Source organism: Oerskovia gallyi, from assembly GCF_014836745.1.
Taxonomy (GTDB): Bacteria; Actinomycetota; Actinomycetes; order Actinomycetales; family Cellulomonadaceae; genus Oerskovia; species Oerskovia paurometabola.
On the sequence record NZ_JACSQE010000001.1, the window covers coordinates 159,486 to 174,064 of the forward strand.

15 protein-coding genes are annotated in these 14,579 nt (G+C 72.3%); 14 read left to right on the forward strand and 1 reads right to left on the reverse strand.

What is annotated here, in order from left to right:
• Positions 1–246 precede the first annotated feature (246 nt).
• The 14 genes from H9640_RS00670 (at position 247) to H9640_RS00735 (ending at position 13,805) form a co-directional block, all read left to right on the forward strand.
• Complete coding sequence (locus tag H9640_RS00670; RefSeq protein WP_318243604.1) at positions 247–1,437, forward strand: amidohydrolase; 1,191 nt, start codon at positions 247–249, stop codon at positions 1,435–1,437.
• A 311-nt stretch (positions 1,438–1,748) separates the two neighbouring features.
• On the forward strand, positions 1,749–2,840 hold the full coding sequence (locus H9640_RS00675; protein WP_372440799.1) for a BMP family lipoprotein: 1,092 nt from the start codon (positions 1,749–1,751) through the stop codon (positions 2,838–2,840).
• Between the two features lie 111 nt (positions 2,841–2,951).
• On the forward strand, positions 2,952–4,505 hold the full coding sequence (locus tag H9640_RS00680) for an ABC transporter ATP-binding protein (RefSeq protein ID WP_191788827.1): 1,554 nt from the start codon (positions 2,952–2,954) through the stop codon (positions 4,503–4,505).
• Positions 4,502–5,770 carry an ABC transporter permease gene (locus H9640_RS00685; protein WP_191788828.1) on the forward strand — a complete coding sequence of 423 codons (1,269 nt, stop codon included), beginning with the start codon at positions 4,502–4,504 and terminating at the stop codon, positions 5,768–5,770. The genes H9640_RS00680 and H9640_RS00685 overlap by 4 nt, the downstream gene beginning before the upstream one ends.
• Positions 5,767–7,044, forward strand: a complete 1,278-nt coding sequence (locus H9640_RS00690) for an ABC transporter permease (protein WP_191788829.1) — start codon at positions 5,767–5,769, stop codon at positions 7,042–7,044. Before H9640_RS00685 ends, H9640_RS00690 begins: the two co-directional genes overlap by 4 nt.
• Before the next feature lie 4 nt (positions 7,045–7,048).
• Positions 7,049–7,480 (forward strand): cytidine deaminase, encoded by a 432-nt coding sequence (locus tag H9640_RS00695; protein WP_318243579.1) that lies wholly within the window; start codon positions 7,049–7,051, stop codon positions 7,478–7,480.
• The gene (locus H9640_RS00700) at positions 7,477–8,823 is read left to right on the forward strand and encodes a thymidine phosphorylase (RefSeq protein WP_191788830.1); all 1,347 of its coding nucleotides are present in this window, start codon (positions 7,477–7,479) and stop codon (positions 8,821–8,823) included. The genes H9640_RS00695 and H9640_RS00700 overlap by 4 nt, the downstream gene beginning before the upstream one ends.
• A 1-nt stretch (position 8,824) precedes the next feature.
• A complete protein-coding gene (locus H9640_RS00705; RefSeq protein ID WP_191788831.1) occupies positions 8,825–9,262 on the forward strand; it encodes a YidH family protein in 438 nt (145 codons plus the stop codon).
• Positions 9,259–9,573 carry a DUF202 domain-containing protein gene (locus tag H9640_RS00710; RefSeq protein WP_191788832.1) on the forward strand — a complete coding sequence of 105 codons (315 nt, stop codon included), beginning with the start codon at positions 9,259–9,261 and terminating at the stop codon, positions 9,571–9,573. The genes H9640_RS00705 and H9640_RS00710 overlap by 4 nt, the downstream gene beginning before the upstream one ends.
• A gap of 43 nt (positions 9,574–9,616) precedes the next feature.
• On the forward strand, positions 9,617–10,678 hold the full coding sequence (locus H9640_RS00715) for a hypothetical protein (protein WP_191788833.1): 1,062 nt from the start codon (positions 9,617–9,619) through the stop codon (positions 10,676–10,678).
• Between the two features lie 28 nt (positions 10,679–10,706).
• Entirely contained in the window at positions 10,707–10,955 is a 249-nt protein-coding gene (locus H9640_RS00720) for a hypothetical protein (RefSeq protein WP_191788834.1), read from the forward strand.
• Between the two features lie 100 nt (positions 10,956–11,055).
• Positions 11,056–12,171, forward strand: a complete 1,116-nt coding sequence (locus H9640_RS00725) for an adenosine deaminase (RefSeq protein ID WP_191788835.1) — start codon at positions 11,056–11,058, stop codon at positions 12,169–12,171.
• Entirely contained in the window at positions 12,168–12,875 is a 708-nt protein-coding gene (gene deoC / locus H9640_RS00730) for a deoxyribose-phosphate aldolase (protein ID WP_191788836.1), read from the forward strand. Before H9640_RS00725 ends, deoC begins: the two co-directional genes overlap by 4 nt.
• A gap of 117 nt (positions 12,876–12,992) precedes the next feature.
• The gene (locus H9640_RS00735) at positions 12,993–13,805 is read left to right on the forward strand and encodes a siderophore-interacting protein (protein WP_191788837.1); all 813 of its coding nucleotides are present in this window, start codon (positions 12,993–12,995) and stop codon (positions 13,803–13,805) included.
• A gap of 55 nt (positions 13,806–13,860) precedes the next feature.
• Here H9640_RS00735 and H9640_RS00740 read toward each other — a convergent pair whose 3' ends face one another.
• Positions 13,861–14,505, reverse strand: a complete 645-nt coding sequence (locus H9640_RS00740; protein ID WP_191788838.1) for a response regulator transcription factor — start codon at positions 14,503–14,505, stop codon at positions 13,861–13,863.
• Positions 14,506–14,579 lie beyond the last annotated feature (74 nt).

The following is a 14,579-nucleotide window of genomic DNA, read 5'->3' on the forward strand; positions in this document are numbered from 1 at the left end:
GGCCCGTCGCCGATGTCGCACACGAGGCCCGTGCCCGGCAGGAGCCGCGGCTCCAGGCCCGCCGCGGAGGGGTTCCTCCTGCCCGACGGCGACGCCCGTCCCGTGCCGTCCGGTGCGTGACCCCGTCGCCCGCGCCGACGAGGCCGGGGATAGTCTCGGCTGGTGAGCAGTCCTGAGGAGAGCACCGAGAACAGCACCCCGTCGGACCGTGCCGGGACGGGGGCGAGGCCGCCCGCGTCGGTGCACGTGCTACCGCGGACGGTGCGCGGGGACAGGGTGGTCGAGCTCGCGGCGGCCTTCGAGGACGAGCTCGTCGCGATCCGCCGGGACATCCACGAGCATCCCGAGGTCTCGCGCACCGAGACCCGCACCACGGCGTTGATCGCCGACCGGCTGCGCGCGGCGGGCCTGGAGCCGCGGCTCCTGCCGGGCACGGGCCTCGTGTGCGACATCGGCGACGGGCCCGACGGCGGGGCGCCCGGGAGGGTCGCGCTGCGGGCCGACATCGACGCGCTCCCGGTCCAGGACCGCTGCGAGCTCCCGTGGGCCTCGACCACACCGGGGGTCGCGCACGCGTGCGGGCACGACGTGCACGCGACCGTCGTGCTGGGCGCAGGGCTCGTCCTGGCCTCGCTCGCCGAGCAGGGTGAGCTGCCCCGCCCGGTCCGGCTCGTGTTCCAGCCGGCGGAGGAGGTCCAGCCCGGCGGCTCGCTCGACGTGATCGCCGCGGGCGGCCTGGACGGGATCGAGGAGATCTACGCGGTCCACTGCGACCCCAAGGTCGACGCCGGGCAGATCGGGACGCGCATCGGCCCCATCACCTCGGCGTCCGACGAGGTCTCCGTGACCATCACCTCGCCCGGCGGGCACACGTCCCGCCCGCACCTGACCGGCGACGTGGTCTATGCGCTCGGGCAGGTGATCACGCAGGTCCCCGCGGTGCTCGGTCGGCGCCTCGACCCGCGCTCGGGCGTCAACCTCACGTGGGGCGCGGTGCACGCAGGGTCGGCGCACAACGCGATCCCCAGCACGGGTACCGTCCGCGGGACGCTGCGCTGCCTCGACGTCCGGGCGTGGGAGTTCGCGGGTCAGGTGCTGCACGACGCGGTCGAGCAGGTCGTCGCCCCCTACGAGGTCGAGGTCACGGTCAACCACACCCGTGGGGTCCCGCCGGTCGAGAATGCCGAGGACTGCACGGCCTCGCTCGAGGCTGCTGCGCGCGACGTGCTCGGACCCGCGTCGGTGCTGCTCACGGAGCAGTCGCTCGGCGGGGAGGACTTCGCGTGGTACCTGACGAAGGTGCCCGGCGCGATGGCCCGGCTGGGCACGCGGACGCCCGGTGGGCGGTCGTACGACATCCATCAGGGGGACCTGCGCGTGGACGAGAGCGCGATCGGCGCGGGCGTCCGCCTGCTCGCGCGCGTCGCGCTGGGCTGAGCGGCCCGGAAACCGGAACCCGGGTCCCGGGTGCTCTGTCGCGTACGGCCGGGGACGCACGCAGGACGAACCGTTGCCTTGTGCAACCAAGTGTCCGACGGCTGGAACGCGAACGGTCACGGCTGAGACGTCAGATGACGCTTCCATAACGAAGCGTCCGCGTTACCCGCAAGTAACGTCCGACGTCCCTCGACGTGGCTAGTGTTCGATCAATACAGGCCGACGGACCCCGTGACCTACCCGTGCAACGTCGCGCGGGCAGGTCCCGGTTTTCTCCCGGGGGCCATCGACGAGATCGAACGGAGCTCATGGTGAAGAGAGCAACGCAGATGACAGCGCTCGCGGCCGTCGCCGCGCTGGCGCTGGCTGCATGTGGGAGCGCACCCGACGAGGGCAGCGCGTCGGGCACGGCCGGGGGCTCGGAGTCGAGCTTCAAGGCGTGCATGGTGTCCGACGCCGGAGGCTTCGACGACAAGTCCTTCAACGAGTCGGGCTACAACGGCCTCAAGGCTGCCGAGAAGAGCCTGGGCATCCAGACCGCCACCGCCGAGTCGAAGGAGGAGTCGAACTTCGCTCCGAACATCGACAACCTGATCTCCGAGAACTGCAACGTCATCGTGACGGTCGGCTTCCTCCTCGCGACGGCCACGGGCGACGCCGCCCAGGCCAACCCGGACGTCGACTTCGCGATCGTCGACTCGACGGCACAAGACGCTGACGGCAACACGATCGAGCTCGACAACGTCAAGCCGATCAGCTTCGACACCGCCCAGGCCTCGTTCCTCGCGGGCTACCTCGCCGCGGGCATGAGCAAGACCGGCACCGTCGCGACCTACGGTGGCCTGGAGATCCCGTCCGTGACGATCTTCATGGACGGCTTCGTCGACGGCGTCGCGAACTACAACGAGACGCACGGCACCGACGTCAAGACGCTCGGCTGGAACAAGGACACCCAGGACGGCTCGTTCGCCGGTGGCTTCGAGGACCAGTCCCAGGGCCAGCAGCTGACCCAGACCTTCATCGACCAGGGTGCGGACATCATCATGCCCGTCGCCGGTCCGGTCGGCGTCGGCACGCTCGCCGCCGCCAAGGACGCGACCGACGTGTCGGTCATCTGGGTCGACGCCGACGGCTTCGAGACCAACCCCGACAGCGGCGACCTCATCCTGACCTCCGTGCTCAAGGAGATCGGTGCGGGCGTCGAGGACGTCATCACGGCGGCCTCCGAGGACGAGTTCTCGAACGAGCCCTACGTGGGCACGCTCGAGAACGGCGGCGTGGACATCGCGCCGTACCACGACTTCGACTCGAAGGTTCCTCAGGAGCTCAAGGACGAGATCGACCAGCTCCGCAAGGACATCATCGACGGCACGATCGTCGTGGAGTCCCCGAGCTCGCCGTGACCTGACGCAGTACATCGTGGTCGAGCCGGCCCGGCACCTCGCCGGGCCGGCTCGACCAGTCTTGGGCTAACGTCGCAGGCAAGGCTGCCTGTGCATCGAAGGAGACCGTACGTGAAGCTGGAGCTCCGCGGAATCACCAAGTCGTTCGGACCGCTCGTCGCCAACGACCACATCGACCTCGTCATCGAACCGGGGCAGATCCACGCCCTGCTCGGGGAGAACGGCGCGGGCAAGAGCACGTTGATGAACGTGCTGTTCGGCCTCTACCAGGCCGACTCGGGCAAGATCCTGCTCGACGACGTCGAGCGCGCCTTCCGTGGACCGGGAGACGCCCTGGCAGCCGGGATCGGCATGGTGCACCAGCACTTCATGCTCGTGCCGGTCTTCACCGTCGCCGAGAACGTCATGCTGGGCCACGAGGACACCAAGGCCGGGGGACTGCTCGACCTGGACGCCGCCCGCAAGCGCGTGCGCGAGCTGTCCGCGCGGTTCGGGTTCGGGCTCGACCCGGACGCCGTCGTCGAGGACCTCCCCGTCGGCGTCCAGCAGCGCGTCGAGATCGTCAAGGCTCTCGCTCGTGAGGCGAAGGTGCTCATCCTCGACGAGCCCACCGCGGTGCTCACGCCGCAGGAGACCGACGAGCTGATCGAGATCATGCGCCAGCTCCGCGAGTCCGGCACCTCGATCGTGTTCATCACGCACAAGCTGCGCGAGGTCAAGGCCGTCGCCGACGTCATCACGGTCATCCGCCGGGGCGCCGTCGTCGGGACCGCCGAGCCGACCGCCTCCGAGAGCGAGCTCGCCTCCCTCATGGTGGGACGCGCGGTCTCCCTCGGCCTCGACAAGGCGCCCGCGCAGCCCGGCGAGGAGACGTTCGTCGTCACCGACCTCACGGTCCTCGCGCCGAACGGGCAGGCGGTCGTGGACCACGTGTCGTTCTCCGTCGCGCAGGGCGAGATCCTCGCCGTCGCAGGCGTGCAGGGCAACGGGCAGACCGAGCTCACCGAGGCGATCCTCGGGCTCCTGCCCTCGGCCGAGGGGTCGATCTCCCTGCACGGGCAGGAGCTGCGGGGACTGACGCCCGACGCGGCGCTCGACGCCGGGATCGGCTTCGTCCCCGAGGACCGCAAGGTCGACGGGCTCGTGCTCGACTTCTCGGTCGCCGAGAACCTCGTGCTCGACCTCTACGACAAGCGGCCCTACGCCAAGGGCATCGGCCTCGACCTGGGGGCGATCCGCCGCAACGCCGAGCAGCGCATCTCGGAGTTCGACATCCGGACCCAGGGACCTGGCCAGGAGGTCGGTCGGCTCTCGGGCGGCAACCAGCAGAAGGTCGTGCTGGCGCGCGAGCTCTCGAGGCCGCTCAAGCTGTTCATCGCGAGCCAGCCGACGCGCGGCGTCGACGTGGGCTCGATCGAGTTCCTGCACCGTCGCATCGTGCAGGAGCGCGACAACGGCACGCCCGTGATCATCGTGTCGACCGAGCTCGACGAGGTCGTCGAGCTCGCCGACCGCATCGCCGTGATGTATCGGGGAGGGATCGTCGGCGTGGTGCCGCCGACGACGTCGCGCGAGGTGCTCGGCCTCATGATGGCCGGGGTCCCGCACGACGAGGCCATCGCACAGGTGCACGACCAGACCGACACGACGGGAGCAACCCAGTGACCGACCAGCAGCCCGCCCCGCCACCGACGGGAGAGCCGGCGCCCGAGCCGGCCGGCGCGGCAAAGCCTCAGCCCGAGGGCTCGGAGTCCGCTCGCTGGACCGCCACCTTCCGCGAGATCACGACCGGCCCGTTCGGCGTGACCGTCCTGGCGTTCGTCCTCGCACTGGTCATCGGCGGGCTCCTGATCATCGTCACCGACCCCGACGTGACCGCGGCCGCGAGCTACCTCTTCGCCAAGCCCGCCGACTTCTTCGGTGCGGCCTGGACGGCCGTGAGCGAGGCCTACGCCGCCATGTTCCGCGGAGCGGTGTACAACTACGACGCACCGACGTTCGCGCGCGGCATCCGTTCCCTCACGGAGACCATGACGGTCTCGACCCCGCTGATCATCGCCGCGCTCGGCGTGGCGGTCGGCTTCCGCGCGGGGATGTTCAACATCGGCGCCCAGGGCCAGGTCATCATGGGGGCCGCGATCGGCGGCTACGTCGGCTTCGCGTGGAACCTCCCGCCGGTGCTGCACCTGCTGCTCGCCCTGCTGGGTGGCATCCTCGCCGGTGGCTTCTGGGCCGGCATCGCGGGCTTCCTCAAGGCGCGCACCGGTGCGCACGAGGTGATCGTGACGATCATGCTGAACTACGTCGCGCTCTACCTCGTGGCGTGGTTCCTCACGACGAGCGCCTTCACCCGGCCCGGGTCGAACCAGCCCAAGAGCCCCGGGGTCAAGGACACCGCGCAGCTCCCGCTGCTCCTCGGCGACCAGTTCCGCCTGAACGCTGGCTTCCTGGTCGCGATCCTTGCCGCGGTCTTCGTGTGGTGGCTCATGACGCGCTCGACCTGGGGCTTCCGCTTCCGGGCCGTGGGCTCGAACCAGCAGGCCGCCCGGACCGCGGGCATGGGCGTCGCGTCGTCCTTCGTCCTCGTCATGGTCGTCTCCGGTGCCCTCGCCGGGCTCGCAGGTGCCGTGCAGATCCTCGGCACCGAGAAGGCGCTCACGGGCGGCATCGCGGGCTCGATCGGGTTCGACGCGATCACCGTCGCCCTCCTGGGGCGTTCCAAGCCGCTGGGCATCTTCTTCGCCGGACTCCTGTACGCCGGGCTCAACGTCGGCGGGCGCGCGATGGAGGCCTCGACCGGGACCTCGATCAACATCGTCCTGGTCATCCAGTCGCTCGTCGTCCTCTTCATCGCGGCGCCGCCGCTCGTGCGGGCGATCTTCCGCCTGCCCGCCCCGAACCCCGTCGTCATGAAGGGAGTCAGCGCATGACCGCCATGGCTGCACCTGCTACCCAGGTCGCTACCGTCACCGCGGCCCGCAGCTGGAAGCTCCCCATCACCCTGGGCGTCTTCGGGCTCCTCTCGTTCGTCCTGTTCGGTCTCCTCGGACCGGCGGGGTCGGTCACGACGTTCGGCATCTCTACCGGGGCTGACCTGCTCCAGTTCGACCCGGTCGCCGTCCCGACCAGGGCGACCGCGATCGTGCTCTCGGTCCTGTGCCTCCTGCTCGCGGGCTACGCGTACGTCCGGGTGCGCGCGGACCAGCCGGTCGGCCGGTGGGTGGTCGCCGTCTTCGGTGTCCTGTGGGTCCTGACGTTCCTCGTGTGGGCCGTCGCGGACAAGAGCACCTCGATCGTGAGCCTTCTCCAGGGGTCGCTGCTCCTCGCGGTCCCGCTCGCGTTCGGCGCCCTCGGCGGCCTGCTCAACGAGCGGGCGGGCGTGGTCAACATCGCGATCGAGGGTCAGCTCCTGACGGGGGCCTTCGGCGCCGCGGTGCTCGCCTCGGTCGTGGGCAACGCCTACATCGGGCTGGTCGCCGCCCCGATCGCGGGCCTGCTCATCGGTGCGATGCTCGCACTGTTCACGGTGAAGTACCACGTGAACCAGATCATCGTCGGTGTGGTGCTCAACGTGTTCGCCGTGGGCCTGACGAGCTTCCTGTTCAGCTCGGTGCTCAAGAACGACGCGGCCACGCTCAACACCCCGCCGCGCCTGCCGACGCTCCCGATCCCGCTGCTGTCGGAGATCCCGATCGTCGGACCGGTGCTGTTCCGCCAGTCGATCATCGTCTACCTGCTCTACGTCGCGGTCATCGTGATCAGCATCGCGCTGTTCCGCACCAAGTGGGGTCTGCGTGTCCGCTCGGTGGGCGAGTACCCGCAGGCGGCCGACACGGTCGGCATCGACGTCAACCGCACGCGGTGGCGCAACGTCCTGCTCGGGTCCATGGTCGCGGGGCTCGGTGGCGCGTTCTTCACGATCGGCTCCGTGGGGGCGTTCGGCCAGGAGATGACGGCCGGCAAGGGGTACATCGCGCTCGCCGCCATGATCCTGGGTCGGTGGACCCCGTGGGGTGCGCTCGGCGCAGCTCTCCTCTTCGGCTTCGCCGACAAGCTCCAGCAGGTGCTCGGTGTCCTCGAGACGCCGATCCCCAACCAGTTCATGCTGATGCTGCCGTACATCGTCACGATCTTCGCCGTGGCGGGTCTCGTCGGCCGCGTCCGCGGTCCCGCCGCGGCGGGTCAGCCCTACGTGAAGGGGTGACGGCGTGAGCGAGAGCAACCGCGCGGCCGTCGACGCGGGGGACCGCTTCGACTGGCCGGCGCTGCGCGACGCCGCACGGGTCGCCATGCAGAAGGCGTACGCGCCGTACTCGTCCTTCAGGGTCGGGGCGGCGGCGTTCGTCGACGACGGCCGTCTGGTGACGGGCGCGAACATCGAGAACGCGGCGTACGGCGTGACGTTGTGCGCCGAGTGCTCGCTCGTGAGCGACCTGATCGGGAGCGGGGGCGGTCGTCTGGTGGCGTTCGCGTGCGTCGACGGTCATGGCAACACGCTCATGCCGTGCGGGCGGTGCCGCCAGCTCCTGTGGGAGCACGGCGGTCCCACGCTGCTCGTCGAGACGACCCGTGGCATCAAGCCCATGAGCGAAGTGCTGCCCGACGCTTTCGGGCCCGAGGATCTGGTGGAGCGAGCATGAGCACGAAGAGCATCCCGGCGGGCGCCTCCGGCGCGCTGCCCGACAAGGCGACCGAGTCGTTCGACGCGGTCGACGTCATCCGCACCAAGCGGGACAAGGGCCGGCTGTCCGCCGAGCAGATCGACTGGGTCATCGACGCCTACACCCGTGGCGTCGTGGCCGAGGAGCAGATGGCTGCCCTCAACATGGCGATCCTGCTCAACGGCATGGACCGCACGGAGATCGGCCGGTGGACGGCCGCGATGATCGCCTCGGGCGAGCGCATGAACTTCTCGGAGCTCTCCCGGCCCACCGCGGACAAGCACTCGACCGGTGGCGTGGGCGACAAGATCACGCTGCCGCTCGCCCCGCTCGTCGCGGTCTTCGGCGTGGCCGTGCCGCAGCTCTCGGGGCGCGGCCTGGGGCACACGGGAGGCACGCTCGACAAGCTCGAGTCGATCCCGGGCTGGCGTGCTGCGCTGACCAACGAGCAGATGATGCACCAGCTCGAGCACGTGGGTGCGGTCATCTGCCAGGCGGGCTCCGGGCTGGCGCCCGCGGACCGCAAGCTCTACGCGCTGCGCGACGTCACGGCCACGGTCGAGGCGATCCCGCTCATCGCGTCGTCGATCATGAGCAAGAAGATCGCCGAGGGCACGGGCGCGCTGGTCCTGGACGTCAAGGTGGGTTCCGGGGCGTTCATGAAGGATCTCGACCAGGCGCGCGAGCTCGCGCGCACCATGGTGGACCTGGGCACCGACGCGGGTGTGCGCACGGTCGCGCTCCTGACCGACATGTCGACGCCGCTCGGCCTGACGGCGGGCAACGCGCTCGAGGTCCGCGAGACCCTCGAGGTGCTCTCGGGCGGTGGCCCGCGCGACGTCGTGGACCTCACGGTCGCGCTCGCGGTCGAGATGCTCTCCGCCGCCGGCAAGCCCGTCCCGGAGGAGGAGGTCCGGCACGCGCTGTCCAACGGCCGGGCCATGGACAAGTGGCGCGAGATGATCGCGGAGCAGGGCGGCGACGCCCGTGCGCCGCTGCCCGTGGCACGCGAGAAGGAGCACGTGGTCGCGGACCGCGACGGCGTGCTCTCGCACCTCGACGCGTTCGGCGTCGGGGTCGCGGCCTGGCGCCTGGGGGCGGGCCGGGCCCGCAAGGAGGACCCCGTGCAGGCGGGGGCCGGTGTCGAGATCCACGTCAAGCCGGGCGACGTCGTGACCAAGGGCCAGCACCTGCTGACCCTGCACACCGACACCCCCGAGCGTTTCGACCGCGCGGTCGAGGCCCTCGACGGGGCGTGGGGCGTCGCGGACCCGGGCACGGTCGTCGAGACCCCGGCCCTGATCCTCGACCGCCTGAGCTGAGATGACGGCGCAGGCGGGGGAGCCCTCGGACGACGCGGCGACGCGTGGCCCGGGGGCGCCCCCGCCCGACGACCGTCGCCCGCGCTCGGTCTACGGCGTGGGGGAGGAGCCCGACATCCGCTTCAGCCTGGCCAACGAGCGCACCGCGCTGGCGTGGGTGCGGACGGGGCTCGGTCTCGTCGCGGGCGGTGTCGCGCTCACGTCGTTCGCGTCGCTCGCGAGCATGTCCGGCTTCGTCGACGTGATCGCGGCGGTCGCATGCCTCGCGGGGGCAGGCTTCGCGGCCTACGCGCTGCTCGCGTGGCGACGCAACGAACGGGCCATGCGCCGCGGCGAACCGTTGCCCGCGCCGACGGGGCTGCCCGTGCTCGTCGCGGGCGTGCTCGTCCTCGCGCTGCTCGTGGCCGGGTACGCGGTCACCGAGGTCTGGCGGACGTGACCTCCGCGGCCCGCGACCCCGGCCTGCAGCCCGAGCGCACCGCCCTCGCGTGGCAGCGCACGGTCCTCGGCGTCGTGATCGGGTCGGTCCTGCTGGCCGCGGTGAACCTGCGGGTGGGGCAGCCCGTCCTGTCCGTGCTCGCGGGCGCCCTCGCGGTCACGACCCTGGTGCCCGCCGTCCTGCGGCCTCCGTCGGGCGGCCTGCCCAAGGACGGCCGGTTGCGCTCCTGGGGATTCCTCGTGCGGGTCGCGACGCTCGTGGGCGTCCTCGGGTTCCTCGGTGCGGCGAGCGCGGTCGTGAGCCTGCTGTGAGAGCGGGTCGTCGGTGGGCCGGAGGGGATGGCAGGCTGTCGGCATGATCGTCGCCGACCTCCATCTGACCCGGGTCCTGCGTGCTCTGGGAGCGGGGCGCGGGCCGTTGCCGCCTGCGCCGCCGTCGGGACGCTACGGCGCCCCCGGGCCCGACGGCGCCGCACCCACGGTCCGTCGGCTCGCCCGCCGCGCAGGTCACCCCGAGCAGGTCGCCGACCGCCTGGTCGACGCGCTCGGGACGCTGCGCCCGTGGGAGCGGGCGCACGTGCTCGACCCGCTGCGTCGGGCCGCGCCCGACCCGGCGCACGGAGAGGTGGCGGGGGGACCGGCCTCGCCCCCTGCTGGGCCCGACGCCCGCTTCGGCGAGCCGCTCGTGCTGGGCAGCGCCCGCGCGGTCCAGGTCGACCAGACGACGTGCGGCTCGGCGGTGCTCGCGGTCCTCGCAGCAGCGGGCGACCCCGTGGTGGCGCTGTGGCTCGTCGCGGGCACGGACGTCTCGCAGGGGGCGTCGACGCACGTGGTGAGCGAGGGCCAGGGCGGCGCGACCGCCAGAGAGCTCGCGACGTCGTCGGGCCGGTTCGCGGCGCTCCAGCGCGTCCTGAAGGCCCGCACGACGCACGCCGCGCTCGGCCCCCTGCCCTGGCCGGGGGCGCTCGGCACGCCGCCCTGGACCGCCGCGCGCGACGCCCGCTACGCCGACGTCCGCTTCGCCCACCGGATCGTCGGCGACGGCGAGCGCGACCCCGTGCTCGCGAGCGCGCTGCGCTCGGCCGCCGCCGGCGTGCCCGTGCCGCTGTACACGGGCGGGGACGTCGGGACGGGGTGGTCGACCGCCGTGCCGCGTCACGTCGTGCTGCTCGCGGGCGTGAGCGGCCCGCAGGAGCCGCAGGAGGACGCCGCCTCGGCGTTCGGCGGACGCTGGTGCGCGGTCTACGAACCGTCCTCCGGGACGCTGCACCGGCTGCGTGTCGCGGACCTGCTCGCGGGGGTCGGTGAGGACGGCGAGCCCGGCAAGGGCGTGCGACGCGCGCTCGGTGGGTGGTCGCACGTCACCTGGGCGGTCCTGCCCGCCGGACGGGCTGGCGGGTCGCGCCGCGTCGGGTGACGATGGGGAGAGACGAGAGGAGCTCACCATGAGCACGGTCCCCGGTACCGATTCCTGGCGGGACGCAGGCCTGGTCACGCCCGACGACGATGCCCCGAAGAACCTGGTCGAGGAGGAGCTGACGCCCCCGGACGCCCCTGGCGACACGGACGACGTGGAGGACTACAGCCCCCGGACGCCGCGCCCCGACCTCGACGGCGCGGCGGACGAGGCCGACGTCGTCGAGCAGGCGTCCGTGGTGCCCCTCGGCGAGGACGCGGACGCCGACGGGGAGTGAAGGCAGGCAGGAGCCCGGCGTGACGCACCCGTGATGCACCCGTGACCTGGGACCGGGCCGTTGTCGCGTGCGCCCGCCCCGCGCCCGGTAGCGTGAGCCCATGACCTCCACACCCTCCTCCGTGAGCGAGACCGTCGCGGCGATCGCCGCGCTCCCCAAGGTCGTCCTGCACGACCACCTCGACGGTGGGCTTCGGCCCCAGACGATCATCGAGCTCGCCGCCGAGATCGGGCACGACCTGCCCGCGACCGACGCCGACGCGCTGGGCGCCTGGTTCGTCGAGTCGGCCGACTCGGGCTCGCTCGTGCGCTACCTCGAGACCTTCGACCACACGATCGCCGTGATGCAGACGCGCGACGCGCTCGTGCGGGTCGCGCGCGAGTCCGTCCTGGACCTCGCCGCCGACGGCGTCGTGTACGCCGAGCAGCGGTGGGCCCCCGAGCAGCACCTGCGCGCCGGCCTGAGCCTGCAGGACACGGTCGACGCGGTCCAGGCCGGGCTCGAGGAGGGCGTCGCCCTCGTGGCGGCGCAGGGTCGCACGATCCGTGTCGGCCAGCTCGTGACCGCGATGCGGCACGCCGACCGTTGGCAGGAGATCGCCGAGCTCGCCGTGGCCAACCGGGGCAACGGCGTCGTCGGGTTCGACATCGCGGGCGCCGAGGACGGCTTCCCGCCCTCGCGCTTCCCGGGCGTGTGGCAGTACCTCGCGGACCAGAACTTCCCCGTGACGATCCACGCGGGCGAGGCCTCGGGCGTCTCGTCGATCGCCGAGGCCGTCCACCTGGGCCAGGCCTCGCGCGTCGGGCACGGTGTGCGCCTCATCGAGGACATCTCGTTCGACGAGCACCACGGCACCGCGGCCCTGGGGCAGCTCGCCCACTGGGTCCGCGACCACCAGATCCCCCTCGAGCTGTGCCCCGTCTCGAACCTGCAGACCGGTGCGGCGGCGACCTCGATCGCGGCGCACCCCATCACGCGGCTCAAGGAGCTCGACTTCGCGGTCACGCTCAACACGGACAACCGCCTCATGTCGGGCACGTCCATGACCCACGAGATGACGCTGCTCGTCGAGCAGGCCGGCTGGACGCTCGAGGACCTCTACGACGTCACGGCCACGGCCGCGTGGAGCGCCTTCATCCACCACGACGAGCGGCGCGCGCTCATCGACGACGTCATCCTTCCCGGTTACCAGGAGATCCAAGGAGCACAGCTGTGAGCACCCCCGGCACGTCCCCGCTGGACCGCGCGGCCCTCGCGCAGTTCGTCGACCACACCCTGCTCAAGCCCGAGGCCACCCGCGCGGACTTCGAGGCGCTCGTCGACGAGGGCGTCGCGCTCGGCGTCTACTCGGTGTGCGTCTCGCCCTCGGTCCTGCCGCTCGACGGCAAGGGCCTGAAGATCGCGACCGTGTGCGGGTTCCCGTCCGGGACGCACCACAGCGAGGTCAAGGCCGCCGAGGCGGCCCGCTCGATCGCCGACGGCGCGGACGAGGTCGACATGGTCATCGACCTGGGTGCGGCCAAGGCAGGCGACTGGGCGTACGTCCGGTCCGACATCGCGGCCGTCCGGGCCGCAGTCCCTGCCCCCAAGGTCCTCAAGGTCATCATCGAGTCCGCCGCGCTGACGGACCACGAGATCGTCGAGGCGTGCCGCGCCTCGGAGGCCGCCGGTGCCGACTTCGTCAAGACCTCCACGGGCTTCCACCCGGCCGGCGGCGCCTCGACGCACGCGGTGTCCATCATGGCCGAGACGGTCGGCGGACGCCTCGGGGTCAAGGCCTCGGGGGGCGTGCGGACGCTCGCCGACGCGCTCGCCATGATCGAGCACGGTGCGACGCGCCTGGGCCTGTCGGGCACCGCCGCGGTGCTCGCAGGCTTCGACGGGGTCGAGCCGGCCGAGGGCGGCGCGGGGGGTTACTGACCTGTTCTCACGGATCGAGGGGTGGCCGAGCCTGGACGGGCGGTCACCCCTCGGTGCATCCGGGGTTAGGCTAGCCTCACTTCGTCATCGCGGGCGGAGCGCACCCTGGAGGACCGTATGACCGACCCTGCCCCCCGCAAGCCCGAGCGCGTCGCGACCCACGCCGTGGTCGTGCGCACCGAGCGCCTCACGCCGCACATGATCCGTGTGGTCCTCGGGGGAGAGGGGCTCGACGGCTTCGACCCCGGCCCGCACACCGACCGCTACGTCAAGCTGCTCTTCCCGGCCGCGGCCGGCCCCGAGGGACGCGTCCCGATGCGCACCTACACGATCCGCTCGTGGGACCCCGCGGCGCACGAGCTGGCCATCGACTTCGTCGCGCACGGCGACGAGGGCCTCGCGGGCCCCTGGGCGTCCGCCGCCCAGCCTGGCGACACGATGTCCTTCTTCGGCCCCGGTGGCGACTACGCGCCGTCGGGCGGCTACGACTGGCACCTGCTCGTGGGCGACGAGAGCGCCCTGCCCGCCATCGCGGCGGCCCTCGAGGCCGTGCCCGACGGCGCACCCGTCCTCGCGGTCGTCGAGGTCGCCTCGGCAGCGGAGGAGCAGACCCTCACGTCGCCCGGGGACCTCGACCTGCGCTGGGTCCACCGGGACGCCCACCCGGACCGAGCGCCCGGCGAGGTCCTCGTCGAGGCCGTCGAGGCGCTCACGTTCCTGCCCGGGCAGCCCCAGGTGTTCCTGCACGGCGACGCCGGGTTCGTGCGCACGCTGCGCCGCCACCTGCGCCTCGAGCGCGGCGTGCCCGTCACGGCGCTCTCCGCGTCCGGCTACTGGCGTCGCGGGCGCACCGAAGAGGGGTGGCGCGCCGAGAAGGCCGACTGGAAGGCCGCCGTCGCGCTCGACGAGGAGCCCGCGCTCCACACCTGACGGTTCCTCAGCGCCGAGCCGACGGCGGCCGCAGCGGACGCGCTGAGCGGTGTGCTCAGCGGGCGCGCTCGACCGCGATCGCGAGCGCGACCCGGTTGGGAAGGTCGAGCTTGGTCATGGCGCGGCTCAGGTGCGTCTTGACCGTCGCCTCGGCGCAGTAGAGCCGCTCGCCGATCTGCGCGTTGCTCAGCCCTTCCGCGACTCCCTGGGCGACCGCCCGCTCACGCTCGGTGAGCCGACCGACGAGCGCGCGGGCACGCTGCTGCTCGCTGCTCACCTGCCCCTGCGCGACCCGCGTGACGACGTAGCGGACGACCCGCGGCGCGAGCACCGACTCGCCACCCGCGACCGCGAGGACTCCGCCGATGAGCTCGTCCGGCGAGGCGTCCTTGAGGAGGAAGCCGCCCGCCCCCGACTCCAGCGCCCCCAGGACGTCGGTGTCGCTCTCGAAGCTCGTCAGGACCAGCACGACCGGGGGATCGGGGAGGGCCCGCAGGGCGCGCGTCGCCTCGACCCCCTGGACCCGCGCCATGCGCAGGTCCATGAGCACGACGTCAGGACGGTGCGCGAGGAACGCCGGGACGGTCTCGTCGCCGTCGGTCGCCTCTGCGACGACCTCGATGCCGGGGTTGCTCGAGAGGATGAGGCGCAGGCCCGTACGGACGAGCGCGTCGTCGTCGACCAGGAGGACTCGGATCACGCGTCGATCGTAGGGGGTGGCGCCCACAGCCTCCTCCTCCGCGGCGTCCGAGCCGGCCGCCGGTCGTGTGCAGC

Bases quoted from the DNA above. Each gene is read 5' to 3' on its own strand.
- H9640_RS00690 (WP_191788829.1), top strand. From the start codon at position 5,767: ATGACCGCCATGGCTGCACCTGCTACCCAGGTCGCTACCGTCACCGCG.
- H9640_RS00700 (WP_191788830.1), top strand. From the start codon at position 7,477: ATGAGCACGAAGAGCATCCCGGCGGGCGCCTCCGGCGCGCTGCCCGAC.
- H9640_RS00705 (WP_191788831.1), top strand. From the start codon at position 8,825: ATGACGGCGCAGGCGGGGGAGCCCTCGGACGACGCGGCGACGCGTGGC.
- H9640_RS00715 (WP_191788833.1), top strand. From the start codon at position 9,617: ATGATCGTCGCCGACCTCCATCTGACCCGGGTCCTGCGTGCTCTGGGA.
- H9640_RS00720 (WP_191788834.1), top strand. From the start codon at position 10,707: ATGAGCACGGTCCCCGGTACCGATTCCTGGCGGGACGCAGGCCTGGTC.
- H9640_RS00725 (WP_191788835.1), top strand. From the start codon at position 11,056: ATGACCTCCACACCCTCCTCCGTGAGCGAGACCGTCGCGGCGATCGCC.
- H9640_RS00735 (WP_191788837.1), top strand. From the start codon at position 12,993: ATGACCGACCCTGCCCCCCGCAAGCCCGAGCGCGTCGCGACCCACGCC.